Source organism: Salegentibacter sp. BLCTC (assembly GCF_015143665.1).
Taxonomy (GTDB): Bacteria; Bacteroidota; Bacteroidia; order Flavobacteriales; family Flavobacteriaceae; genus Salegentibacter; species Salegentibacter maritimus.
Window position 1 is genome coordinate 1 of the sequence record NZ_WYEW01000013.1, and the last position, 26,217, is coordinate 26,217.

Sequence of the window (26,217 nt, forward strand, 5' to 3'; positions counted from 1 at the left end):
GCAGCTCTATTCAATAAATTTACTTCTTTCGCTTCTGCAGCAAAACTGGACGGGATTACGGCCGCAGTTGCGCCCACTATTCCTAAATTCTTAATAAAGGAACGTCTGTTATTTTTCATTATTTAATAGTTAATTGATTAATTGATTTTCGGTATTATTATTCTTTGAAAATTAAATCGAATTCAAAATTTTCGATATATACATAAGTAGGTTTCGAATTTATAGAAAAACTCTTTAAAATAAAAGATGTTGTTTTGTTTTCATACAAAATTTATCTTTTATATCAGTTTTTCTTCTTTTTTATAAAACAGGCCAATATTCTATCATTATTGGCCTGTAATTATCTTATTATTCTCGATTTAGAAAGCCAGTTTAGTACCCTGGGTTTTGGGTTAAGGTTGGCTCTCCATTTGAGTCTAAACTCAAATCTATTTGTGCTTGTGGAATAGGGTAGTATTCGCTTTTGCCCGAAATAAACTTACCGCCTCTAACATCGGTAGTTATTTTTCCCTGATAGTCGAAATAAGCGTTTAAGGTCTCTTCGGCAATTCCCCATCTTACCAGGTCAAAAAAGCGATGTCCTTCCATGGCTAATTCAAGTTTACGCTCAAAATAAATAGCCTCTAGCGCATCTTCTTTGGAAGAAAATTCAGAACTGGTATATAGGCCAATATTATAATTAGCTGCATTCTCTGCATCATTAAAACCAGTTAAGGGACTGTTTTCATCAATATATTTCTTTAAGAAACCTTGTGGGTTTGCAGCTCGCTCCCGAACTCGGTTTACATATTGCATGGCCAGATCTAAATTTCCGGTTTGTGCTTCAGCTTCAGCAGCCATCAATAAGACATCGGCAAAGCGAATAATATGAACATTAATTGCGGTACCTGGTGCCCATGAGCTTTGATCACTATATAAGTCTTGTGTGGCTTGCCAGTAAATATTCTTTTTTGGAGCATAAGGTCCACCGTAAGATTGGTCTCTTATCCAGGTAGCACCGGGATGGTGTCCCCAATCATGATATGGTATTCCACGACGGCCTACCGTCCAGTCCAGACGTGGATCTAAAGAGCCTGTATAAGGTGTGAACGATGCATCTGAAGCTACACCCATATCACTTTTTACAGGATTCTGGTTATAATTATCTAAATATGGTAAACCACTGCTTTCTTGCGTTTTATAAGAGTTTACTAAGTTTTGTGTGGGCTGATAAAAACCGCAGCATCTAAATGGGCTATTATAAGGGAAATTAAGCATGCCCCCCTGGTTAGAATTTGTAATAGTGCTAGTACCATCATTGGCTACCATCTGTACATCAAAAACCGTTTCGGCGTTATTCTCGGTTTCGGCATCAAAATTATCTTTAAATTCTGCAACAAGATCATACTTTTCGCCTGCCGAATTTGTGCCAGATTCAATTACTTGCGTGAATATTGTTGAAGCTTCAGGAAATTTTTCCTGGTATAGGTATGTTTTTCCAAGGTAAGCACCGGCCGCCCATTTATTAGCACGTCCAAATTCAGATTGAGTTCCAGGTAAATTATCGAATGCAAACTGAAAATCAGCTTCTATATTAGGCCAAATATCGGTATCATTGGGTTGCTTGGGATTCTCAGTGTTCTCATCTATCCAGGGAACCATATTAAACATCTTTTTTAACTCGAAGTAATAGTGCCCTCTTAAGAATCTTGCCTGCCCGGCTATGTTGTTTCTTTCGGCCTCACTGATGTCTTCTACGTTAGCCAATAATTTTAAAACATTATTGGTACGCGTAATTCCTTCATAAGCTGCGATCCATTTAGTATTGTAGAATCCGTTTGAAGGATTTGAAATAAATTTTACAATTTGGTCTATAGCGGGCTGATCTCCTCCAAAACTTCCTTTACTGGCTAAACCACCGGCAACGGCTCCATACACCCAGTTATCTGATGCAGACTCCCAGGGATTTCCTCCACCGAGGCCCTGCCCATCTAAGGCAGCGTAAGCACCAATTAGTAATTTTTCTACACCTTCTTTGTTGGCTACTACATCTTCACTTAATGAGCCCAATGCGGGTTGGTCTAAAAAGTCGTCACTACAAGACCCAAGACTTAGCGAAACCATAACCGCCAAAAATAAAAGGCTTAAAATTCTATATTTTTTCATAATTATTGTTTTTATCATTATAAACTAGCGTTAAGTCCAAATATCAATTGTCTTTGATTAGGGTAGGCACCTTCATCAATTCCAAAACTTACCGATTCTCCAGAAATTTCCGGATCAATACCAGAATAACCAGTGATAGTAAATGCATTAGCCATTTGTACATAAAATCTTAGCTTAGAAATTTTAATGGCATCTAACACAGAATTTGGCAAAGTATATCCTAGTTGGATTTGTTTAGCTCTTAGATAAGAACCATCTTCAACAAAATAAGAGTTGGGAACATCTGCCAAGCTAAATGAACCAACGGTTTGTTGAATAGGAGCACTTGCATTCATATTATCTGGTGTCCAGGAATCATAAAGAGCAGTAGAGCTCTTTGCACCATTAAAAGAACTGTAAAAATCGGTAAACCATTTAACATTGTTCCAAATATCGTTTCCTTGAGAGCCGTATAAGAACATACTAAAGTCCCAATTCTTGTATAAAAGTTCCAGGTTTAGTCCGTAGGTGAAGTCAGGATTTGGATTTCCGATAAATGTACGGTCTTCAGGGGTTATTTGGTTGTCTCCATTAGTATCTGCATAACGGAAACGCCCTACCGCCACATCAGATTGGTACGTAGTGTTTTGGTTACCTGTACTTTCTCTCGCTGCTGCATTGGCCTGGTCTATTTCTTCTTGTGTATCCCAGAAGCCATCTACTTTATAACCAAAAAACTGACTAACAGAGCCTCCTTCGGCATTTCTAATTATAGAACTACCATTAAATCGGCGACCTTCCAAATCAAAATAGTTTATACCATCGGCAATTTTAACAATTTCGTTATTATAACTTGTAAAAGTAACCGAAGTGTTAAATTGAAGGTCGTCAGAAAGCGTAAAATAAGTAGAAAGGTCTAAATCAATACCACTATTGGTCATTTGGCCAACATTCACATAAGGTACTGTAGCCGATCCAACGGTTGCCGGTAGATTGGGATTGTACAAAAGATCGTTTATATCTTTACGATAATAATCAACAGTTAGTTGCAGCGTGTTATTGAATAGGGTTGCATCTATACCAACATTTGCATTTATATTCTTTTCCCATTCAGCATCTGGATTTCCAATTCTTGATTGCTGGAAGCCTTCAGAAGTACTTGACTGACTTCCTGTAATTGCATAAAATGAGGTTTGATTATTACCGCCAAAGGTTGTAAATGAGTTGGCGGGATCTACGTTTATCTGATTACCCATTATACCATATCCGGCACGTACTTTAAGATCATCTATCCAATTAGATTCAAAGAAACTTTCATTACTTACGTTCCAACCGGCACTGGCAGCAGGGAACCAACCGTACTGTTCGTTTAAGAATCGTGATGACCCATCCCTTCTTATGGTTGCACCAAATAGGTAACGATCATCAAAGTTATAATCTACCCGGCCAAATACAGAAGAAAGCGCATTGGCATATTGTGAACTATAATTAGTTTGGGTTCCTGAACCGGTATCTAGCGTTACGTAATCTGGATCAAAAGAGAAATAGGATTGTGTAGTACCACCTACTTCACGGCCTTTGTTTTGATAAGCTTCTGTACCCAATACTACGGTTAAATTGTGTAGATCTGCAAAAGTATTTTTATAGGTAAGTGTGTTGGTCCAGGTCCAGTTAAAATAGGTTTCAGCACCTTCGGTGTAAGAGTTTACCGAGTTGTTTTCAGCGTTTTCGTATGCTGGAAAAACAAAAGAGTTAAAACTATTTGAGAAATAATTTCCACCAAAAGTTGTTTTAAGAGTAAGACTTTCCAAAAAGTCTATTTCTGCAAAAATATTACCAAATAGCTTATTGGAAACTCCTCGGTTATTTCTCAATCTATCTAACATGGCTACCGGGTTAAAGGCATTACCCAAGCCCTGACCAAAAGAGCCTGCATAATTGCCTCTAATATCACGTACCGGGATAATAGGTTGTTGCCTAAAAGCCATTCCTATGGCGCTTCCTTCTGAAAGTGCACCAATTTGTGGATTTTCCCTAATGGCAAAACTTAAGTTTTCACCAACCCTAATATTATCTGTGATATTAAATACACTATTTACACGCATGGTGTAACGCTTCAGGTAAGTATTAGCCAGGGTTCCTTCTTGATCAAAATAATTAAGAGAAAATAAGAAACTTCCTTTTTCACTACCATTGCTAACCGAAAGGTTATGACTGGTAATTGGAGCAGAATTAAAAATCTCCTGAAACCAATTGGTTCCTTGCTTGTTTGCTTCTACAATTCGATAAAAATCATTTAGTTGAGCAGGATCGGTATAGTAAGGATCTACATTGTATAGAGATTCATCAACCGTATTAGCACCCACCGGGGCAATATAATTTGGTAAAACAGGTTGTGCACCATCTCCATATTGTGGATGATCTATAGCTACGTCTGGATTTGTATTTCTTATGGCTCTAAAAGTAAGATCGGCCATTTCCTGAGAAGAAAGTATATCCCATGGATTACCTTTTTGAACCATTTGTGTGCCGTAGTAGGCATCGTAATTTACAGATAGTCTGCCTTTCCCTTTTTTAGTGGTAATAATAATAACTCCATTGGCAGCACGAGAACCATAGATAGAAGCAGAGGCAGCATCTTTGAGTACCTGCATGCTTTCAATATCATTTGGGTTAATATTATCTATACTCCCAGTAGGGATACCATCTACAACATATAATGGCGTGTTGTTTCCAAATGTATTGGAGCCACGAATCTTTACCTGTGGGGCTTCACCTGGTTGGCCTCCACCTGTAATACTAACACCCGAAACCCTACCTTGTAATTGGCTGGTAACTTGTGCGTTGGGCTGTTGTACCATTTCATCTACTTTTACAACAGATACAGCACCGGTTAAATCTTGTTTACGTTGTGTTCCATAACCAACCACAACAACTTCTTCTAATGCAGCTGCATCTTCTTCCAGAACAATATCGATTTCGTTACGACCGTTTACATTTACTTCTTTGGTAGCGTAACCAACATAACTAACCTGTAAAACGGCATCCTCAGGTACTTCAATAGAAAAATTTCCATCAAAATCACTCATAACACCATTAGAAGTGCCTTTTTCCAAAATATTAGCAGCGGGAATTGGCATTCCTGTTTTGGTTTCTGTGATAGTACCGGTAACCGTAATGGTTTCTTGAATGTTGTTAGAAATTGGTGTAGCAACAGATTTTTTCGAATTTTTGGTTAGAAAAATTTGTTTGCCATAAATTTCATATTTGGTGTCTGTACCTTTAAAAATTTGGTCTAGCACAGCAGGAACTTTTTCTTTATTTGCCGTGATTTTTACCTTTCGTGATAGGTCTACATCTTTAATTTTATAAACAAAGTGGTATTCGGTTTGGCTTTCTATAAGATCCAGTAAATACGACATTTCTGCGTCATCCAATTTTAGGGATACGGTTTTCTGCGAATAAGTGTTATTGGCGTGCAATCCAAAAAGACTTATTAGGAAACACAAAATGGTGAGTTTCATTTTCAAATTAAATTTAAACAAAGCAAGCAGCTTTGCTAGTCCATAAGGTGATTTTTTCATACTTTTAAAGCTTAAATATTTGGTTGATACTCGTTATTTAATCGGCCATATTTTGTAGCGGGGAATGCTCTAACATTCCCCGTTTTTGTGGCTAATTTTCTTGTTATAGTTATTAATTCATTTTATTTGTTTTTGGGTTAATAATAAATTTTTTATCACATTCTTGAGTGTATTCCAGTCCATAGGTTTTTTTAAAGTATTCCAGGATATTGAGAATAGATTCCTGGCCAAAACTGGCATTAAACTTCTCTTTAGCGATTGCTTTGTTTTTGTTTATAATGCTTACTCCAAAATGACGTTCCATTTTCTTCAATATATCTTCAAAACTCATATTTCTAAATACCATCCTTCCTTCCATCCAGGAAGTGTAGATAGATGGGTCTACTTCGCTAATTTTTAAATCACCAATGTGTTTCGTAGTAGAAGCTAGCTGTCCCGGTTTTAAAATTGATGGTTCTGCTTTATTTTGTTTTGTATGCAACTGTACAGCACCTTCTACTAATACTACAGCTGCGGTGGTGTCTTCTGGATAGGCTGAGACATTAAATTCGGTTCCTAAAACTCCAATTTCGAGATTTTGGGCACTAACTTTAAAAGGACGATTTAGGTCTTTTGTTATTTTAAAAAAAGCTTCACCAATAAGAAATACCTCTCGTTTGTCATTTCTTGAGAAGTTTACAGGGTATTTTAAAGAAGAGCCCGCGTTCATAAAAACCAGACTCCCGTCTGATAATTGTACTTTAAAACGTTTACCGTTGGGGGTCTTTAAAGTGTTGTATTCAACTTTTGCTGAAGCCGATTCGTGTTTGTTGTATACCAATAGGTCTCCTCGCTGCCCACCTATCACTTTTCCATTAGGTTTTGTTAACTGAAAATTTCCTTTTTGCGATAATCCTGTAAGCGTACCATCTTCATGCTCCAGGATTATAGAATCTTCTGCAATTGGAACTTGATTTACCTCTTTTGGCTTTGTTAAATATAGAAATAGGGAGCCGCTTAAAACAGTAATAAAAATGGCAGCTATTGATGTAAACCAAACTTGCTGCTTTTTAGGTCTTTGTGGGAGGCTATATGTCTTTTGATGATAAATTCTATCTTCGATTTCGGCATAAAGCTTATCTTTTGATTTTCTACGCTCATTCTTTTCTAATACAATGTGCTTCAATACTTCTTTTGCTTCGGGAAGTACCTGTTCCTTAGGATTTTTTTGGAAATAGCTTATTATTTGTTCTATTTCCTCTTCACTACAACGATTTCGTGAGAATTTAAACAGTAAGCTTTTTATGTAATTTTTTTGGTTCATTAAATAGTCGGGTTGTAGTTAGAATACAATTGAAAAGCTAAGGACTACTATTCAAGTTGTGAATTTTTTTAGATTTTCTTTAAAATTTCTTAACAAATAGAGGTTGAAGTCAAGTATAGTAGGGCTTAGGCTGAAATGTTAAAATTTAATAGTTTGATGAAATTATAACTGAAGATTCATGATTTTTTAATGGCACCGCCAAAGGAAATAATACCACGAGTCTTGCTTAGAAATTAAAAATTTGTTTCCAACGAATGCTTCGCTGGCTTGCTGCGCAGTAGTTTACTGAAAGTCGCTTTAATATATGGATATTTATAATAATTACACTTTTTATTTATTTTACTTTTATTGAGAAAATATTTAAAAAAGCTGGTTCGAATATAGAAGTAGATATAATACTTTTAAGGAGATTCTCTAGCAATTCCACAGCAACGCCAATAAAAATGCTATATCGCCATGTAGGCTTAGAAATTCCCGAATATTCCCTAAAGCTTTGGTCATTTGATTTTTGACAGTATTTGCCGAAATATTTAACTCATCACTTATCTCTTCATAACTTTTTCCTTCTTCCCTCGACATTTTAAAGATTAGTTGACAGCGTGGCGGTAAAGAAGTGATGGCGCGTTCACTTAAGTTTTTATATTCTGCTTCAGTGAGGTTAATGTCTGTTGGTTTATGGGATTCTATACTTTCATAAAAAACCCTGTTCATCAATTCACGATCGTTAGCTGCTTTTTTTAAAAAATTAAAAGCCAGATTGCGGGCTATGGTAAAAATAAAGGCTTTAAAAGATTTTTTAGGCTTTAAAAGATGTTTGCTTACCCAAACTTTTATAAAAACATCCTGTACAATTTCTTCAGCTTGTACATCTATTTTCACCAAACTTTTTGCATAATAATATACGTCTTCCTGATATCTATTAAAGAGTACCTGAAAGGACGCTTCATCCCCAGATTTTAAATGTTCTACTAAAACATGATCGCTATTATTTTCAATTTTAAACATATTTGCGCCCAAGGTGATTATGTTTATTAAAAGTTTGTTTAATTAGCTTTATGTTATTTAAATGATAGTTGCTTGCGAATTCCGTCAGAATATCAGATAATTTTTTAAATATAAATTAAATTAATGTAATTTATTTGAATTATCCAGATCTTTTTGTGAAAAATTATAAAAGTTTAGCTGGGAATGGAGAAAATTGGTTTTTAGAAAGTGTGTTTTGTAGTTTTAGGAGAGTTTATAAGTATCTGTTAGCAAAATGAATAAAAAATTACTGCTTCCTGGAGATTTTATAAAGATTCGTCAACGCAAATTAAACGGTTGCCAATTTCACTAATAACTAAAATTTTGAATTTCTTTCCAGCTGCTTCCTAATTATGATAAAAACTATTAGTTTCTACTTATCTTTGTTATAGAAACCATTTGAAGATGATACAGGAAAGTATTTCTATAGAAGAAAAGTTAAATGAACGTATAAAGGAACTCTCCTGTCTTTATCAGGTTTCTACGGCTATTAGAGAATATAACGGCTCTTACCAAGATACCTTAGGGACTATTGTACAAATTTTAAAAAATGCCTGGCGATTCCCAGAGCTTGCTACTGTGGAGATTCAATATGAAGATTGCCACTTAACTTCAAATCCAATTCCCTCAAAAGCTTACTCTCAAAAGAGTATTATTCAAACTTCCGAAAAACCAATGGGCTTTATTAAGGTTCATTATCCGGCTTCAGATTTGTCTAAAGCACATTTTTTGGTAGAAGAGCAACGTTTGCTAGATAAGATCGCCTATGAGATTGCTTTATTTTTTGAACGCCAAACTATAAAAACCCAGGAGGAACTTTTAAAGAAAACAGCGCAAAGAAACGATCGTTTATCTATTTTAGGGGAAATTACCGCGGGGATAGCCCATGAATTAAATACTCCTTTGGGGAATATTCTTGGTTTCGCCGAATTTATAGAGGAAAAAAGCAAGGGGGCACAAATAAAAAGAGACGCACAAAAAATTATAAAATCGGCTATGTACTCCAGGGAAGTAGTGAAGAAACTTATGTTCTTCTCGTGTGATATGCCCCAGGATATTAAACAAATTGAAATTAAACCGGTAATTAGTCAGGCGCTTTCTTTATTAAAACCTAATTTTAAAAAAGCGAATATAAAGTTTGAATTTCTTATTGACGATCCCGGTTTAAAGGCGCAGGTAGATCCTATACAATTAACCCAGGTTTTCTTTAACCTGGTAATTAATGCTATTTATTATTCTCCTGAAAATTCGAAAATTGTGATTGCTATTCATAATACGAAAACGCACTATACCATTGAAATTGCCGATACCGGAAAAGGGATAGATCCAGAAGTAAAAGATAAGATATTTGAACCTTTTTACACTACTAAACCTTTGGGAGAAGGTTCTGGTCTTGGCTTAAGCGTAGTACACGGAATTATAAAAAGCCATAGGGGTGAAATTAGTATTGCTGATAATGTACCAAATGGAACCATCTTTAAAGTTCAATTACCATTGAAATTCTAATATGTCTATACGTAAAGAAAACTTATTAATAGTTGATGACGACTACGATATGCTGGAGATCCTGGACAGGCATCTTGAGCAGGAAAATTATCATACCTATAAAGCAGGATCTGTATTAGAAGCAATAGATATTTTAAAGCATAGTGAGATTGATTTACTGATAACCGACTTGCAAATGCCTGGAATGAATGGGATGGAACTGGTAAAATATGTAGATGACCACTATACTGAAATCCCAAAACTTGTAATTACGGGATTTCCTTCTATTGATAATGCCCTCACAGCCATAAAATCTGGTGCTTTAGAGTATTTGCCAAAACCTTTTACAAAAAACGAATTACTTACTTCAGTTAAAAATTCACTTATTAACCGGGCTTCAAAAGCCCCAAAATCCAGTCTGGCAACAGGTGCGAGAAATAATTATGCGGGTATGATTGGAACTTCAGCTAAATTTGAAGAACTGGTTGATGTTATTGAAAGAGTGAAAAATAATCGTGCTACTATTTTAATAAGAGGGGAGAGTGGTACGGGGAAAGAGCTGGTTGCGAAGGCTATTCATTATAAAGGTTCTTTTGCCAGCAATCCTTTTGTAGCTGTTAATTGTGGTGCTATACCAGAAAACTTGTTAGAATCAGAATTGTTTGGCTCTGTTAAGGGGGCTTATACCGGTGCTTCAGAAACACGCGAAGGATATTTTCAGGAAGCTAATGGAGGGACTATTTTTTTAGATGAAATAGGTACAGCATCATTAGCCGTACAGGTTAGGTTGTTACGTGTACTTCAGGAAAAGGAGGTTAGGAAAATTGGCGATAGAAAATCAGAAAAACTTCAGGTTCGGGTTATTGCCGCAACAAATATAGATTTGCGGGAAATGGTAGAAAAAGGAACTTTTAGGGAAGATTTATATTATAGGTTAAATGTAGTGGAGATCCTAACTCCTCCTCTAAGGGAGAGAAAAGAAGACATTGTACCACTAGCCAAAACTTTTTTGGAGAAGTACCAGCGTGATTATGGTAAAAGCAATTTAACCTTATCTAAAAAGGCAGTCGAAATTTTAAACCGCTACACCTGGCCCGGCAATATTAGGGAACTTGAAAATGTAATACAAAGGGCCATTATTATGTGTGAGCATGAAATTTTACCACAAGATTTACCGGCTTCCATAAAATATAAAATTCCTAATGTAGATGAGGAGTTAATGGCCTTAAAAGAGGTAGAAAAAAAACACATTCTAAAAGTACTTGCAGCGGTAGACCAAAATAAATCCAAGGCTGCAGAAATTCTTCAAATAGACCGTAAAACTTTACGGGAAAAGATTAAATAAAGCTCTGGGTAGTTTTCTCCCGTTCGGGGAGTTTCTTTTCATCCTTAAGAAATTAAATAATTATTTTTTATTTTCTAATACACTCAAAATCAATACATTGATATTTATTAGCCTGTTGTAGAATTAATTGGGCACAGCTTTAGCTTTAGTACCCTGCAAAATGCAGATTCTATGAATATAGCTGAAATGGAACGACCGGCAATTTTGGAAGAAAGTGGAAAGGAGATACAGCAGGCAGGTAGTGAGCTCTTTAAAACGCTTTGTTTTAATTGCGATTTGAGGCACCAGTGTACCTGGAAGGAAAACAGAAAGATGTATTGTGAACATTTCCAATAAACTATAAATATGATTGCTACAAAAAAAAATAAACAGAGTATGTATGATACGGTTATGAAACAGTTTAATAAAACTGCCGGTATCATAGATTTAAATCCAAACATTAAAAAAATACTGGAAATAACCAACAACGAGATTGTGGTTCATTTTCCTGTAAAAATGGATAACGGTAAAGTAGAGGTTTTTACCGGTTACAGGGTGCAGCATAATAATGCTTTAGGCCCTTATAAGGGAGGCTTGCGTTACCACCCAACGGTAGATGTGGATGCTGCCAAGGCACTTGCCATGTGGATGACCTGGAAAACTTCTTTGGCCGGTTTGCCTTACGGGGGAGCTAAGGGTGGAATTCAATTAGATCCCAGAGATTATTCTGATGCCGAACTAGAGAGAATAACACGTAGGTTTACATATGCTTTAGGAGAAAATATTGGGCCGGAACATGATATTCCAGCACCCGATGTAAATACCAACGCACAGACCATGGCCTGGATTGCAGATACTTATATGTCTACAATTTCAACCTCAGAACGTTCTCAAAACCAACATGTGGTAACGGGAAAACCTGTAGGATCTGGTGGTTTGGAAGGTCGTGATCGCGCAACCGGTTTTGGTGTTTATTTAACTACTAAAGAACTCGTAAAATCTCGAGGAGAATCATTAAAAGATAAAACCTTTATCGTTCAGGGTTTTGGTAATGTGGGCTATTGGGCTTCAAAATTTTTAATAGCCGATGGAGCAAAAATGATTGCTGTACAGGATGCCCATGCTACTATATTTGATGAAGATGGCATTTCTGTAGACAAATTATTTGAACACTCAAGCCCTAGAAAAGGTTCTATTAAAGGTTTTGAAGATGCCAGGGAAATCGAACCAGCCAATTTCTTCGGGCTAGAATGTGATATTTTAATTCCGGCCGCCCTTGGGAATCAAATTACAGGAGATAATGCCTATAAAATACAGGCCTCTATAGTTGCCGAAGGAGCTAATGGCCCTACAAACGAAGAGGGAGAAGCCATATTGTTAGAAAAAGGTATTACTATTATTCCAGATATCTTATGTAATTCTGGTGGGGTAATAGGTAGTTATTTTGAATGGCTACAAAATAGAAATGGAGAGCTTTGGGAACTGGAAGAAGTGATGCAAAAATTAGAAAAGAAATTGCTTCAGGTGTTTAAAAAAGTTGAAAGAGCAGTTGAAGAAAGAGATACAGATTGGCGTACGGCCGCTTATATTTTAGCAATTTCAAGAATAGAGACCGCTTATAACCAACGTGGTATATTTCCTTAATTAATTGTAGCAGAGAAAATGAAATATGATGTTATTATAATTGAAAAGGTAGAGTATGAGCTTTTAAAACGAATTGTTTCAATGGCGCATTACTACAAAGATAGTACTTATCGTGCATCTATAGAAAAACTAAAGAATGAACTGGAGCTAGCCAAAATTGTAAGTGAAAAAAATATGCCCAAAGATGTGGTGCGATTTAATTCCAAGGTAGAAATCGCTACTCCGTTTAGTGTAAATAAAACCTATCAAATCGTTACTCCAGATCAAAGTAATATAAAAGAAAATAAGGTTTCAATTCTGGCACCTATGGGCTTGGCCTTATTTGGCTATGCAGAAGGAGATGAAGTAGAATGGGAGTTTCCTACCGGTAAGAATTCCATCAAAATTATTGGAGTTGAACAAATACCAAAGGAAATAAAAATATAAAAATAGTGGAAAATGAATGAAAAGTTTCAGGAACATTATGGTGAAGAAGAAATACAAATTTTAAGCATACAATCTGAAGCAGAGGATTGGGAAGATAATTTGATTTTTATAAGCGAGGAAATTAATTTCTTTGGAAACATATTAGAATCGGGAAAGAGCAGTTTGAATATTGATATAAACTCTGAAGATGCTTCTTACCTTAAAGAACAACTTGACTTATTAAATAAAGCTAATGAACATCATTTAACTGCATTTTTTGATTATAAAAATAAGCTGGAAGGTTTAAAGGAGTGCGATGATGTACAATGTGAAAACTTTTATTTAAAAGATCATTTAATTTTCAAGAATTCACTGCGAAAACATTTTAAAGATTTACGGAAACTGAAGCTTCTAATCTTTAAATTTCTAAAAGTTAGTTTCAACTGATTTTAAATTTGACTGTGTTTGGTTGACTAATTTGGGGCGGTTTTTAATCGCCCCTTTTTTATGGTTAAAAAAACTATGAAGGAATAATAGAACAGAAAAAACTCACAGTACCGCTAGCAGACTGGAGCACTTGTAACCTAAAAACAAAAAACCCCGTAAATCCTAGGATCTCGGGGTTTTTGATTGAGATTGATACTCAAAAAGTGGAGTCGGAGGGGTTCGAACCCTCGTCCAAACAAGCAATTAAATTGCCTTCTACACGCTTAGTTTTCACTTAAATTGTCGGGAAAAAGTCTGGCCGAAAACTACCTAACTTCTTCCGTATCCTCAATTAAATTTCAGAACTGCATCAAGACACTGCAGTTCCTATATTTACTTTATCGGTGCCCCTAGTGCGAATGCCGTAAATCAAGGCCTTCGCGGGACATCTTGGCTCCCTACCTTGTAGGGACTAAGCAAAACCTACTATAATTCGGTTACGCAGCCAAGGCGTAGTTATCTTCGCCGTTTAAAAAAGTGTGAAATATGAGATTTACGAGCTATATCCCAGCGCTCGACGTGCTTACAACTCAATTAGACTCGCTGTCAAAACCAAGTCGACCCCATATGTAAAGAACATTGTCATTTAAAACTTAAGTATAACAAAACTTAAGGCTGGCAAAGATACAATTTTAAATTCATATCTTTGAATTACACATACAAAAGGAACAAAACCCATACCAGAAATGATAAAATTTGCACTGATTAAAGAAGAAAAAACACCGCCAGATCGTCGAGTTGTTTTTTCGCCAAACAAGTTAAAAGAAGTCGTGAATAGTTTTCCGGAAGCCAGTTTTAAAGTGCAAAGTTCAAGTATTCGGGTGTTTAGCGATCAGGAGTATCGCGACGCGGGTTTTGAAGTTTCCGATGATGTTTCAGATTGTGATGTGTTGCTTGGTGTTAAAGAAGTTCCGCTACCGGCGCTAATTCCGAATAAAAAATACTTTTTCTTTTCCCATACCATTAAAAAACAAGCCTATAACCGCGATTTGCTTCGGGAAATTCTTACTAATAATATAGAATTATACGATCATGAAGTAGTGGTAAACCAGGAGGGACACAGGCTTATTGGTTTTGGGCGCTATGCAGGGCTTGTAGGTACTTATAATGGATTTAGAGGAATTGGCTTAAAGGAAAATTTATATACTTTACCCAAAGTAGAATCCCTGACAGATCTTGATGCCATGTTGGCAGAATTGAATAATATCAAGGTTCCGCCCATCAAGATAGTATTAACTGGCGCAGGAAAGGTAGCTCGCGGAGCCAAAGAGGTTTTAGATCATTTAAAAATCAGGGAACTGGAGGTAGATGCTTTTCTTGAGTTTAACGGAAAAGATCCGGTGTATTGTAATATAGATGTATTGGATTATAATAAGCGAAAGGACGAAACCAAAGGCAGTCAAGCCGAATTTTTTAAAGATCCTTCTGGCTATGAGTCTAATTTTATGCGTTTCGCAAGGTGTAGTGATTTCTTTATATCGGGACATTTTTATGGAGATGGGGCGCCTGTGTTTTTTACTGCGGAAAATGCAAAATTAAAAAACTTTCGTATAAAATATATAGCAGATATTTCTTGCGATATCAAGGGGCCTATTGCCAGCACTATTAGGCCTTCAACCATTGCAGAGCCTTTTTATGGTTATAATGCAAAGAATGAAATTGAAACAGATTTTAGGGAAAGCGACAGTATTTTGGTAATGGCGGTAGATAATCTACCTTGTGAATTGCCAAAAGATGCCAGTGAAGGTTTTGGGGATATGTTTATGGAACATGTAATCCCGGCTTTTTTTAATAATGATAAAAATGCTGTTTTACAACGGGCACGTATTACGCAAAATGGGAAATTAACTCCTCGATTTAGCTATTTACAGGATTTTGTTGATGGTAAACTAAAACCTAACGAGTATGCTTAACAGTTATAATTGAAGAATTTTTCAGTAGTATGTTTTCTCTATTTTGAATGGGTTTTAAAAATTTTTATAGTTTAAAGATTTAATTTTTTGTCTATAGGCGCCCGGTAGAATAAGCCATTTAAAGAAAGTATCCAGGTGTATGCTTTTGCTAATTTTAAAGATGGGAATTGCCGGGCTTAGCAACGAATTTTTTTTCAAATGTAAATATATACAAACCTTGTTGGGAGTGATAAGACTTTGTGTTTCCAATAATAACCTGTACCGAACAATTCCCAAGTGATACCTATATTGTTTATAAAGGTCTTTGGTGTAAGCACTATATTCCAGGTTTTGATGAAGATGATTCTCTCTCATAATTTCAAACTCTTCAAAATCTTTAGGAAGATCTACTAAATTCATTCGTTTTCCAAGCCGTAAAAAGACATCAAAGACTTCTTGTTTTTCAAAATATTTAAGCTTGCGTTCCAGGATTTCAAAAGATCTTATAGAATAATCTATTAACATAAATAATACATCGCGATAGGCCCAATCGGGAATGCGTTTTCCCCGGTTAGTTTCAACTAATTGATGTATTTCACTTATGCTATCTATAGCTTTAAAAGCCGCGCTTTTTTCAGCAAAAACTATTTCACGCGCATAAGAAACCGTAGAAAAAAGCCTTCCCAATGGGTCTTTGGGTAAGCGGCCCGTAAAATATAGCCAGTCTACCGCTTTATTAAGCGCAAACTCGGCCGAGGCACCGGCGAAAATTAAGAGAATTGTGTCGCTTTTACCCCAAATTTCTCGTACAATAGAATTTTTCCCTACAAAATACTGCATTATTCGATTTCAGGATGTTTTATACCAGATCCTTAGCTGCCTGCAAAAGGAGTTCCAAAAATACCCACAGCTAATTCTGCCCAAATTAATAGAAATACAATAAGAATAATGGCACTTAGTATAAATCGGTTTCGCCTGGCAGAAACTTTTACAAAAGTCATATTAATTGCAAGGCCTGTAAGCAGTAGCAAAATGCCCATGATAACAAAATCTGAAGCCGTCCAAACCACTTCGTTGTTAAACTGCATTGCGATAAAGGGAATTAATAAAAGGACGCCCACTATAAATACAGTAATTAAAATTCGGTAAGTTTTCATAAAAAAAGTTTTTAATTATTAGTTATTTAAGTGCTTTGAAATTCAAAGTGAATTCATAAAAAAAGAGTGTTATATTTTTCCGCCGTTTGGGCTCAATAATTTTTCAATGGCATTAATATGTTTTTTAAAATCCTTCCTTCCGGCAGGGGTAATGCTATATCTTGTATTTGGTTTTCTATTTATAAAAGATTTTTCAACTCTTATGTAATCTTTCTTTTCCAAAGCTTTTATATGGCTTGCAATATTACCGTCGGTAACCCCCAATAATTCTTTTAAGCTCGTAAAATCGGCATAATCATTTACCATTAGAACACTCATAATTCCCAGGCGCACCCTATGATCAAATGCTTTATTGATATTGTTGATTATATTTTTCATTCGGCGTTTTTCCTGTCATACTTTTTGTACACCCAGATACCATAAACAATATGAAAAAGCCCAAAACCTATGGTCCAAAAATATAAACCATAACTTAAAAACTGTGTGGCAATAAGTCCCAGTATTGCCTGGATATATCCTAAACTTTTTATATCAATTGCAGCATATTTATCGGCGTGAATAAGTGCCAACCCATAGAAAATAAGCATCCCTGGAGCTATTAGGCCAATAAGACCATATTGCAATAGAACCAGGCAAAATAAGCCTCCGACCGTTAAAGGCGCAAAAAAATTGATAAGCAAACGTTTACTGGTACTGTTCCAGGCATTTTCAGAAAGTTTTTTGGCTTTTTTAATGCTGAGTAAAATAGCGGTTCCAATAGCCAGAACAAGAACTGCCAGGGCTATAAAAAATAACTGCGTCAATGCTTGTGAATTTATTGAATTAGGACTTAGCAAGGCTATTACTGCATGGTGTTTCCATAATAAAACCTGGGCAATGACTGCTCCAATAAGAGCATATATGCCGGCAAATACTCCCGCAAGCCCACTTAGGGAGCCAAAGCGGGAAGACCTACTCATCATAAACTTAATGTCGGATAAATCTTTTAGATACTTTTTATTTTCCATTTTAAAGTACTTTGAAAAACAAAGTAAATAAAAAAATATTATTATTTATACATTTAGGGGGAATTTAAACTGAAATCGGAAACAATTGTTTTCGGAACTTTGTAAAAACAATTCTTTATATGCGTATCTTTTTTAGTCTTTTTATCCTGCTGCTTAGCCTGACGCTTTCAGCCCAGAAACTGGAAGTAATGTCTTACAATATTAAATATGCCAATGAAAATGATGGTGAAAACTCATGGTCTCAGCGCAAAGAGCATATTACCAACCAGATAAAGTTTTACAAACCCGACATTATGGGGGTTCAGGAAGCTTTGCTGGGGCAGTTAAAGCATTTTCAAACTGAAATAGATACTTATAAATATGTTGGAGTAGGACGGAACGATGGTAGGGAGGCCGGAGAGTTTAGTGCCATTTTTTATAATAGCGAAGCTTTTGAAGTTTTGGAAGAAGATACTTTTTGGCTTTCAGAAACACCACAAAAAATATCTGTGGGTTGGGATGCTTCTATGGAGCGTATATGTACGTTTGCTAAATTTAAAGAGCTCAATTCAGGTAAAAACTTTTGGGTTTTTAATACACATTTTGACCATATTGGGAAAACAGCAAGGGAAAATAGTGCGAAGCTTATTTGGGAGAAAATTTCAGCTTTAAATAAAGAAGGCCTGCCTGTTATTTTAATGGGAGATCTTAACCTGGAGCCGCAAAGCAGTGCAATTCAATTTTTATCAGAAAAGATGAACGACACTAGGGTAGTGGCAGCGCTTCGTTTTGGTCCAGAAGGTACTTTTAATGCTTATAATTTTAAAGAAGCAGTAACACGTAGAATAGATTATATCTTTACTTCAAAAGATAATACTTACGTAAAGAAATACGCCGTTTTAAGCGATTCCAAAGATTTAAAATACCCCTCAGATCATTTGCCGGTTTTTGTGGTATTAGAAATTAAATGAATTAAAAAAGGAGTTCCTTGTGCTGGCATTATTCTGGAATATATTTCTTAATCAAATTTAAAAGATTGCAACTCAAAAAAATACCTCATGGTAGGGCACGAGGTATTACTTTGTATGATACTAACAGTTACCTGGCATTAAACTTTGTTTAGTACCTAAGAATTTTTCCGTAGCACTATTTATCACCTTTATTTAGAAATCCATAATGGAATTTCTGGCCTTTCTCCAAAAAGTTCTTCGGTTACACTTCCTACTAAAAGATTTGAAATATTATTACTTCCTTTATCGGCAACAATTAAAATATCAACCTTATTCTTTTTTGCGAATTCCAGTAAATTGCTGGCTATACTAGAATCCCTTCCGGGGATAATAAGTGAATTTATTCCCTCTTTATTTGTTAGTTTACTTAGAAATTTTTCACTTTTTTGTTTGATATGTTTTTCAATTTTAGGCTCCATGGATTCCTTAGGAATATATGGTGAAAACTGCACCGGCACCGAATAAACATGGGCAGCAGTTATAGGCGATGATGTTGCTTCCCGAAGCATTTGTGCTATGTTGAATATCTTTTTAGACTCCCGGGAAAAATCTGTTCCTACCCAAATATTGTTTACTTGCGCAGAAAAATCTCTTGGAATGGACAAAATATCACACTTAAGCAGCCTAAGGAGTTTGCTGCTAACTATTCCTGTGCCTTTTGTTTTCTTTTTATTTCCAACAATAACCAAATCAATATAATATTTATTGGTAATATAATTGATTAGGGATTCAGTATAGGGGTCTTCAGAAATGAGGACTTCCCAATCTACTTTACTGGTAAATAAACTTTCTACTTTTTCATTAAGTTCATCCCCAATAATTTCATCGAGATTAATATCTTTTAATTGTTCCTGAAATAATGCGGTTATTTCGTACTTTTTTATGTTATGCACAAAATATACCTTTTCAACCTTTAAAGTCTCTGCCAGAAACGCGGCGTATTTGATAAGGGTATTATCAATATCTGAAAGGTCTAAGGCAACCAGAATATTATTGAATTTCTCCATAATGCCTGTTTTTTAATGTTGTTCTTTGTTTTTATCTAAATTTCTTTTCTTCACAATCTCATTTACAATTTCTTCGTAGTTTTCCATCTCTTTTTGCTCTTTCTTTTCCTGCAGTTCTAAATGATCTTCTTTTAAACCTTTGTAAAGTGAATAGCACATTACCAGCAAAATAAAGGCAAACGGGAGCCCTGTTACAATGGTGGCTGTTTGTAATGCCTGTAAACCACCGCCTATAAGTAAAACAGCGGCTACAGTACCTTCGGTCACGGCCCAAAATACACGTTGGCCTTTTGGGGCGTCTATTTTCCCTCCCGAAGTTAAACTATCAATTACCAATGAACCGGAGTCGGAAGAGGTAATAAAGAAACCTGCAATAAGAATAACGGCTACCACATTTATTACCATAGAAAGGGGGTAATCTTCAAAAAATACAAATAGAGCTGTGGCTATATCATCGTTAACGGCGTTTACAATGTTCATGTCACCACCTATGGCATCTTGTATTGCTACACTTCCAAAAGCCGACATCCAGAAGAATGTTACCAGGGAAGGAACAAGTAAAACCCCTAATATAAACTCTCTTATGGTTCTTCCTTTAGAGATACGGGCAATAAACATTCCCACAAATGGAGACCATCCAATCCACCAGCCCCAATAGAAAACAGTCGAGTCATTTTGCCAGGAAGTATTGGTAAAGGTTTCGCTCCAGGTAGAAATTTCAATAAAATTATATAAATAGCTGCCTGTATTTTCAACAAAAGATCTAAATATAAAAATGGTAGGGCCTAATATGAGTGCCAGACCTAATAAAATTAAAGCTACACGCATATTCCATTCGCTTAAAAACTTTACTCCTTTATCTACACCCAGTACTACAGAAACCGTAGCTACCAGGGTAATTCCTGCAATTAAAATCACTTGAGTGGTAATCCCGCTGGGAATATTAAAAACATAAGCCAAACCTGAAGCAATTTGTTCTACTCCAAAACCAAGCGAAGTGGCCAGTCCAAAAAGAGTTGCCAAAACAGCAAAAATATCTATAGTATCACCTATTTTTCCGTAAATTTTATCGCCTAAAAAAGGGTAAAAGATAGAGCGAATAGTTAACGGTAATCCTCTTGTATAGGTGAAGTATGCCAGGGCAAGACCTACCAGGGCATAAGCTCCCCAGGCGTGAAAACCCCAGTGTAAAAATGTAAAGTTCATTGCTTCTTTAGCCGCGGCAACAGTACCGGCAGCTTCTCTTGGCGGTTCTGTAAAGTGCATAATAGGTTCTCCTACACTAAAAAATAGTAAGCCAATTCCCATTCCGGCACTAAATAACATAGCAAACCAGGATAGCACTTTAAATTCTGGTTTGGCTTTTTGTCCACCTATGCGCATCTTTCCAAAAGGACTAATTGCGAGATAGAAGAGGAAAATTAAAAATAAATTTACGCATAGTATAAAAAACCAGTCGGCATTATTAGCCACGGCATTTTGGATGTTGGTAAAAGCACTTTCGGCTTTCTTTTCAAATACCAGGGTTAAAACTATACTTGCAATAATGATAAAAGAGGAAATAAAGAAAACGGGTCCGTTTACTTCTAATCCAAAGATTGATTTTTTTTCATCGCTTCTTGTAACTTTTTTAGCCATATAATTGGTTTTCAGAAATTAAATTAAAAATAGTAGCCTATATTTATATTGAATCTTGCTTCCCATTTAGCATCGGAAACGCCTGCTGCAAAATCATCTACAAAATCGCCTCCCAACCAGGAATGGTTATAACCTGCTGCATAATCAATATAGGTATAAACCTGGCCGGCGGTAACCAAAACACCCGTTACGTTCATATAGGAATCGGTAAAATTCTTATGATGTTTTTGCATATACCCAAAATCATTATAGAATTCCAGGTTCGAAATAGGGCCCAGGTTAACAGGTACATTTCTTGAAATTGCCAGGGAATACAGGTTAAAATCGGCGGCAACCTGGTATGGGGCGCCGTAAGCTCCAAAAGCCAGGGCATCTCTACTTTCTCCTTCAGCGTTTTCGGGATTATGCGACGCGGTTAGTGCCTGTGCTTTTAAATTCCATCGATTTTGCGTTATCTCATAATGCGCAGCCAGGCCATAATGGTTTCCTGTTTTTTTGGTGTCTAAATTATAAAGACCGCCATATTGCCCCGAAACTCCCAGTCGATTTGCTGCTTTCTCGCCAAATTTGTAAACAAATTTTCCGTTAAATTGGTTTATTTCCTTGTTTCTTCCTACAACATCATAAGAATAGCGGCTGGTAGAAGATTCGGTATTACTCCCAAATTGTAATTCTTCTGCACCTTTAAAGAATGCTAAATGATATTCATATTTTTTACCGGCGTGAATATATTTTACACCCATATCGTGGTCATCCTCAAGGCCTACATAATAGGTGAGATTAAAAAACCAATTGTGGGAGTTATATTGTTGAATGCCAAATGGTACCTGGGTTAACCCAATTTGTATTTCGTCTAAATCGTTAAATTTATAACCCATCCAGCCTTGTTTCATCACACCACCTCCAAAAGCATCTGAATACAAACGATATTCAGCATTTAGATAAATTCCTTTATATTTTGCATTAAAATTTATTCTGAATATATCATATCCAAAATCTCCACCCCGGGCTTTTTGGCCAGATTTCCAGGAAGATAGGTTGTAATTGTATCGTAGGGCACCACCCACAGAAATTTCGGGTTCTTCCTGCGCAGATAAAGGAGCTATTATAAAAAGACAAAAAATAGCTAATACTGAATTGGAAGAGAAGAAACTCTCTAACATTCGTTGGGTTTTCATTAAGGTTATTTTTGCTTGGTTTGGCATCAAATTAACTTAAATTAAAATGAAAACTCCTAATAACCAATTAGATTAACTTTTATTTAATTTAATAAAAGTACAGTTAAGATAGCTATGGGTTTTGTTTAACCAATCATCGCTACTTAATCTTTCAGGGCTTGCCTTAGAGGATTTATTTGTAAAAGAAAGACTTATATTCCAAATTGAAGGTTGGAAATCATTTTATAATATATCTTATGGCTTTATTACTATAACAAGCCGGGAAAGTTGTTTTAATAATTTTTTTTAGCAAATAAATTCCGGCAAATTTTAGATTATAATTTATTGACCGTCTTCCTTATAGCTACCAGGTTACTTAAAAGTTTTTCCAGGTGTTTAAGGTCTAACATGTTGGCGCCGTCACTTTTAGCATTGGCAGGATCAAAATGAGTCTCAATAAATAAGCCGTCTACATTATTTACCACTCCTGCGCGGGCAATGGTTTCAATCATATCGGGTCTTCCACCGGTAACGCCACTGCTTTGGTTGGGTTGTTGTAAAGAGTGGGTAACATCTAAAACAGTAGGAGCAAACTCTCGCATGGTGGGGATTCCCCTAAAATCTACGATCATATCCTGGTAGCCAAACATGGTTCCGCGGTCGGTAATCATAACCTGTTCATTATTGCAGTCGGTAACTTTTGTTGCCGCGTGCTTCATACTTTCAGGACTCATAAATTGCCCTTTTTTCAAATTGACTACTTTTCCGGTTTCTGCAGCGGCCACAACCAAATCTGTTTGCCTTACCAGAAAAGCCGGAATTTGAAGCACATCTACATATTCGGCAGCTAATTTCGCATCACTAACCTCGTGAATATCAGTGATAGTTGGGATTTGAAAAGTTTCTGAAACTTTTCGTAAAATTTTTAAAGCTTTTTCATCGCCAATTCCGGTAAAACTATCAATTCTGCTGCGGTTTGCCTTTTTAAAAGATCCTTTAAAAACGTAAGGAATTTCCAGCTTATCAGTGATTTTCACCACCTTTTCGGCAATTCTTAGTGCCATTTCTTCGCCTTCTATGGCGCACGGCCCGGCAAGTAAAAAGAAATTATTGGAGTCTATATGTTTTAACTGCGGGATTTTGTCAAGTTTCATAAAAAAAGAATTGGTTTTGCAAATATAGTGGAATTAAGCGGTAGGAGCAATTCAAAAAATACGCGTTTTCCCGAGTGAATTTAATTGGCTGAACCTGAACTAAAAACGAATTTTTATTGTAATTTTCTATGTTAATTTTTTAAACTATGGAACTTCAAAACATCCTTATATCAGAGCTGCAGCACGAAGTGGTGCTTACCGAGAAATTTTTAAAAAGAATACCTGAAGATAAGATGCGTTGGCGACCACATAAAAAGTCTATGTCTATAAGGCAACTTGCCAATCACCTTGCTGAAATTCCCAGTTGGATTACCGGAACTATGGAAATGGACGATATGGATTTGTCAGGCTACAAAGCTCCAGATTTTGGGACTGTAGAAGAAATTCTAGAAGTTTTACAAAATAATACCGCAGAAGCTGAAGCCTCTTTACGTAAACCGGACAAAGAATACGAAAAGAATTGGAAAATGATTCAGGATGGGAAAGTTTTAATGGATATGCCAAAATATAGTGTGCTAAGAATGATGGTGTTTAACCAATTGCCCCACCACCGAGCGCAATTAGGGGTGTATTTTAGACTTTTAGATATTCCCGTGCCGGCTACCTATGGCCCATCGGCTGATGAAAGTTAAAGACTGGTCTTAAACCCTGTACTTTCAGAAAAAAATGGCTGGTATTAGGGAATAATTTAGTAATTGTTACACAACCAGGCATTTCCTGTTAAATGCAATAATAATGGTGTCTGCCACCGTTTTCTTTATTTACCAGAGACCCGAAGAACCTCTATTGGCTATAGGTTTTGGGACAATTTTTGTGATCTATTTTGCCTTTTTCTTTTGCAAGAAAATGAAAGCCAATTCCTAATTATAGGATACCTGTTTTTAAATGAAGCTTTGATTTACAGTTGGTTTGCTATTAAATATTTTATTTGAATAAGTGGTGTAAGTTAATTATATCTTTAAAAATTGCCGTACATTTGCAGCCTTAAAAAATTAGGCGCTTATATGACAGCTATCAAAAACATCGCGATTATCGCACACGTAGACCATGGTAAAACTACCCTGGTAGACAAAATTATGTACCACTGCCGTTTATTTCGGGAAAATCAAAATACAGGAGATCTTATTCTTGATAATAACGATCAGGAAAGGGAGCGTGGTATTACCATTACTTCTAAAAACGTATCTGTAGTTTATAAAGACACTAAAATTAATATTATTGATACTCCCGGTCACGCCGATTTTGGTGGAGAAGTAGAGCGGGTTTTGAATATGGCCGATGGGGTTTTACTTTTAGTAGATGCTTTTGAAGGCCCAATGCCACAGACACGTTTTGTTTTACAAAAAGCTATTGATTTAGGTTTAAAACCTTGTGTGGTGGTGAATAAAGTAGATAAGCCTAATTGTACGCCAGATGAGGTACACGAAAAGGTTTTTGATTTAATGTTTGAATTGGGGGCTGAAGAATGGCAGCTTGATTTTCCAGCGGTTTATGGTTCTGCCTTAAACAATTGGATGAGCAACGATCCAAATGATAAAACAGAAAATATAGAGCCACTTCTTGATATGGTTTTGGAACATATTCCATCACCGAAGATCGAGGAAGGAACACCCCAAATGCTTATTACTTCTTTAGACTTTTCTTCTTTTACCGGAAGAATTGCTATTGGAAGATTGCAAAGAGGAGAATTAAAAGAAGGAATGCAGGTTTCGCTTGTAAAGCGTGACGGTAGCCTTAAAAAAACAAAAATTAAGGAACTATTTACTTTTGAAGGTCTTGGCCGTAAGAAAGTAGAAGCAGTTCAACCAGGTGATATTTGTGCTTTGGTTGGTCTGGAAGGATTTGAAATTGGTGACACTGTTGCTGATTTTGAAAACCCTGAAGGTCTTGAATCTATTGCTATCGATGAGCCTACAATGAGTATGCTTTTTACCATTAACGATTCGCCTTTCTTTGGGAAAGATGGGAAATTTGTGACTTCAAGACATATTAAAGAAAGACTTACCAAGGAGTTAGAAAAAAATCTTGCATTAAGAGTTGAGGAAACCGATAGTGCCGATAAGTTTTTGGTTTATGGACGTGGGGTAATGCACCTTTCTGTTTTAATAGAAACTATGAGAAGGGAAGGTTATGAGCTTCAAATTGGGCAGCCACAGGTTATTATCAAAGAAATTGATGGTGAGAAATGTGAGCCTATAGAAGAGTTAACCATAGATTTACCTGAAGAAGTTTCAGGGAAAGCTGTAGAGATGGTAACCACAAGAAAGGGCGAAATGCTTAGCATGGAAACCCGTGGCGAACGAATGATTATTCAGTTTATGATTCCATCTAGAGGAATTATAGGTTTGCGTAACCAATTGCTTACTGCTACTGCGGGTGAGGCAATTATGGCACATAGGTTTAAAGAATATCAACCATTAAAAGGTGGGATTCCAGAACGTCTTAATGGTTCTTTAATTTCTATGGAACGCGGAAAAGCAATTCCTTATTCTATAGATAAACTTCAGGATAGAGGTAAGTTTTTCGTAGATCCGGGAGAAGAAATTTATGAAGGGCAGGTGATTGGTGAGAACTCCCGCCAGGATGATATGGCTGTGAATATTACCAAAACCAAGAAACTTTCCAATGTGCGCTCTGCCGGTGCAGACGATAAAGCGAAGATTGTTCCTGCAAGAAAGTTTTCTTTAGAAGAAGCTTTAGAATATATTCAAAAAGATGAGTATGTAGAAGTAACTCCCAGTCATTTAAGATTGCGTAAAATTTATCTTACCGAAAACGAACGTAAGAGAAACAAAATAGTATAATTATCTGGTAGTAAAGAGTTTGTTTAAAAATTTT

General features: G+C 36.1%; 23 protein-coding genes and 1 other RNA gene. 10 read left to right on the forward strand and 14 right to left on the reverse strand.

Annotated elements, in window-relative coordinates; all coding sequences use genetic code 11:
* From GUB10_RS16185 to GUB10_RS14450, 5 genes are all read right to left on the reverse strand, one after another.
* Positions 1-119 (reverse strand): twin-arginine translocation signal domain-containing protein (locus GUB10_RS16185; protein WP_193711716.1); only part of this gene is annotated, 119 nt, incomplete at its 3' end.
* Between the two features lie 253 nt (positions 120-372).
* Positions 373-2,145 carry a RagB/SusD family nutrient uptake outer membrane protein gene (locus GUB10_RS14435; protein ID WP_193712173.1) on the reverse strand — a complete coding sequence of 591 codons (1,773 nt, stop codon included), beginning with the start codon at positions 2,143-2,145 and terminating at the stop codon, positions 373-375.
* 17 nt (positions 2,146-2,162) lie between these two features.
* On the reverse strand, positions 2,163-5,648 hold the full coding sequence (locus tag GUB10_RS14440) for a TonB-dependent receptor (RefSeq protein ID WP_227740426.1): 3,486 nt from the start codon (positions 5,646-5,648) through the stop codon (positions 2,163-2,165).
* 172 nt (positions 5,649-5,820) lie between these two features.
* Positions 5,821-7,011 carry a FecR family protein gene (locus GUB10_RS14445; protein ID WP_193712174.1) on the reverse strand — a complete coding sequence of 397 codons (1,191 nt, stop codon included), beginning with the start codon at positions 7,009-7,011 and terminating at the stop codon, positions 5,821-5,823.
* Positions 7,012-7,425: 414 nt separating this feature from the next.
* The gene (locus tag GUB10_RS14450; RefSeq protein ID WP_193712175.1) at positions 7,426-8,016 is read right to left on the reverse strand and encodes an RNA polymerase sigma factor; all 591 of its coding nucleotides are present in this window, start codon (positions 8,014-8,016) and stop codon (positions 7,426-7,428) included.
* A 423-nt stretch (positions 8,017-8,439) separates the two neighbouring features.
* Here GUB10_RS14450 and GUB10_RS14455 point away from each other — a divergent pair, with 423 nt between their 5' ends.
* The 6 genes from GUB10_RS14455 (at position 8,440) to GUB10_RS14480 (ending at position 13,339) form a co-directional block, all read left to right on the forward strand.
* Positions 8,440-9,540 (forward strand): sensor histidine kinase, encoded by a 1,101-nt coding sequence (locus GUB10_RS14455; protein ID WP_193712176.1) that lies wholly within the window; start codon positions 8,440-8,442, stop codon positions 9,538-9,540.
* Position 9,541: 1 nt separating this feature from the next.
* Positions 9,542-10,864, forward strand: coding sequence for a sigma-54 dependent transcriptional regulator (locus tag GUB10_RS14460; protein WP_193712177.1), 1,323 nt, complete (start codon positions 9,542-9,544; stop codon positions 10,862-10,864).
* Positions 10,865-11,035: 171 nt separating this feature from the next.
* Entirely contained in the window at positions 11,036-11,200 is a 165-nt protein-coding gene (locus GUB10_RS14465; protein ID WP_193712178.1) for a hypothetical protein, read from the forward strand.
* Between the two features lie 9 nt (positions 11,201-11,209).
* Positions 11,210-12,487: a Glu/Leu/Phe/Val dehydrogenase gene (locus tag GUB10_RS14470; protein WP_193712179.1), complete on the forward strand. Its 1,278-nt coding sequence runs from the start codon at positions 11,210-11,212 to the stop codon at positions 12,485-12,487.
* Between the two features lie 18 nt (positions 12,488-12,505).
* On the forward strand, positions 12,506-12,913 hold the full coding sequence (locus GUB10_RS14475; protein WP_193712180.1) for a GreA/GreB family elongation factor: 408 nt from the start codon (positions 12,506-12,508) through the stop codon (positions 12,911-12,913).
* A gap of 12 nt (positions 12,914-12,925) precedes the next feature.
* A complete protein-coding gene (locus GUB10_RS14480; protein ID WP_193712181.1) occupies positions 12,926-13,339 on the forward strand; it encodes a hypothetical protein in 414 nt (137 codons plus the stop codon).
* Positions 13,340-13,540: 201 nt separating this feature from the next.
* On the opposite strand, the gene ssrA is transcribed toward GUB10_RS14480, so the two are convergent.
* Positions 13,541-13,943: a transfer-messenger RNA gene (ssrA, locus tag GUB10_RS14485) on the reverse strand.
* Between the two features lie 121 nt (positions 13,944-14,064).
* Between ssrA and GUB10_RS14490 the strand changes: the two genes are divergently transcribed.
* Positions 14,065-15,291 (forward strand): NAD(P)-dependent oxidoreductase, encoded by a 1,227-nt coding sequence (locus tag GUB10_RS14490; RefSeq protein WP_193712182.1) that lies wholly within the window; start codon positions 14,065-14,067, stop codon positions 15,289-15,291.
* Positions 15,292-15,345: 54 nt separating this feature from the next.
* Here the strand turns inward: GUB10_RS14490 and GUB10_RS14495 are convergent, their stop codons facing one another.
* The 4 genes from GUB10_RS14495 to GUB10_RS14510 all read right to left on the reverse strand — a co-directional run bounded on the left by GUB10_RS14495 (position 15,346) and on the right by GUB10_RS14510 (position 17,434).
* The gene (locus GUB10_RS14495) at positions 15,346-16,110 is read right to left on the reverse strand and encodes an oxygenase MpaB family protein (RefSeq protein ID WP_193712183.1); all 765 of its coding nucleotides are present in this window, start codon (positions 16,108-16,110) and stop codon (positions 15,346-15,348) included.
* Positions 16,111-16,142: 32 nt separating this feature from the next.
* Positions 16,143-16,427, reverse strand: coding sequence for a hypothetical protein (locus GUB10_RS14500; protein WP_193712184.1), 285 nt, complete (start codon positions 16,425-16,427; stop codon positions 16,143-16,145).
* Between the two features lie 69 nt (positions 16,428-16,496).
* Positions 16,497-16,805, reverse strand: a complete 309-nt coding sequence (locus tag GUB10_RS14505; protein ID WP_193712185.1) for a transcriptional regulator — start codon at positions 16,803-16,805, stop codon at positions 16,497-16,499.
* Positions 16,802-17,434 (reverse strand): hypothetical protein, encoded by a 633-nt coding sequence (locus GUB10_RS14510; protein WP_193712186.1) that lies wholly within the window; start codon positions 17,432-17,434, stop codon positions 16,802-16,804. The genes GUB10_RS14505 and GUB10_RS14510 overlap by 4 nt, the downstream gene beginning before the upstream one ends.
* 119 nt (positions 17,435-17,553) lie before the next feature.
* Here GUB10_RS14510 and GUB10_RS14515 point away from each other — a divergent pair, with 119 nt between their 5' ends.
* Positions 17,554-18,384 carry an endonuclease/exonuclease/phosphatase family protein gene (locus tag GUB10_RS14515; RefSeq protein ID WP_193712187.1) on the forward strand — a complete coding sequence of 277 codons (831 nt, stop codon included), beginning with the start codon at positions 17,554-17,556 and terminating at the stop codon, positions 18,382-18,384.
* Positions 18,385-18,572: 188 nt separating this feature from the next.
* Here GUB10_RS14515 and GUB10_RS14520 read toward each other — a convergent pair whose 3' ends face one another.
* The 4 genes from GUB10_RS14520 to kdsA all read right to left on the reverse strand — a co-directional run bounded on the left by GUB10_RS14520 (position 18,573) and on the right by kdsA (position 23,379).
* Complete coding sequence (locus GUB10_RS14520; protein ID WP_193712188.1) at positions 18,573-19,430, reverse strand: universal stress protein; 858 nt, start codon at positions 19,428-19,430, stop codon at positions 18,573-18,575.
* A gap of 12 nt (positions 19,431-19,442) precedes the next feature.
* Positions 19,443-21,068 carry a BCCT family transporter gene (locus GUB10_RS14525; protein ID WP_193712189.1) on the reverse strand — a complete coding sequence of 542 codons (1,626 nt, stop codon included), beginning with the start codon at positions 21,066-21,068 and terminating at the stop codon, positions 19,443-19,445.
* A 23-nt stretch (positions 21,069-21,091) separates the two neighbouring features.
* Positions 21,092-22,246, reverse strand: coding sequence for a hypothetical protein (locus GUB10_RS14530; RefSeq protein ID WP_227740427.1), 1,155 nt, complete (start codon positions 22,244-22,246; stop codon positions 21,092-21,094).
* A 314-nt stretch (positions 22,247-22,560) separates the two neighbouring features.
* A complete protein-coding gene (gene kdsA / locus GUB10_RS14535) occupies positions 22,561-23,379 on the reverse strand; it encodes a 3-deoxy-8-phosphooctulonate synthase (protein WP_193712190.1) in 819 nt (272 codons plus the stop codon).
* A gap of 146 nt (positions 23,380-23,525) precedes the next feature.
* On the opposite strand from kdsA, the gene GUB10_RS14540 reads away from it, so the two are divergent.
* Together GUB10_RS14540 and typA are read left to right on the forward strand one after the other, a co-directional pair.
* The gene (locus GUB10_RS14540) at positions 23,526-24,011 is read left to right on the forward strand and encodes a DinB family protein (RefSeq protein ID WP_193712191.1); all 486 of its coding nucleotides are present in this window, start codon (positions 23,526-23,528) and stop codon (positions 24,009-24,011) included.
* A 372-nt stretch (positions 24,012-24,383) separates the two neighbouring features.
* Positions 24,384-26,183, forward strand: coding sequence for a translational GTPase TypA (gene typA, locus GUB10_RS14545; protein WP_193712192.1), 1,800 nt, complete (start codon positions 24,384-24,386; stop codon positions 26,181-26,183).
* The last annotated feature ends 34 nt before the right edge of the window (positions 26,184-26,217 follow it).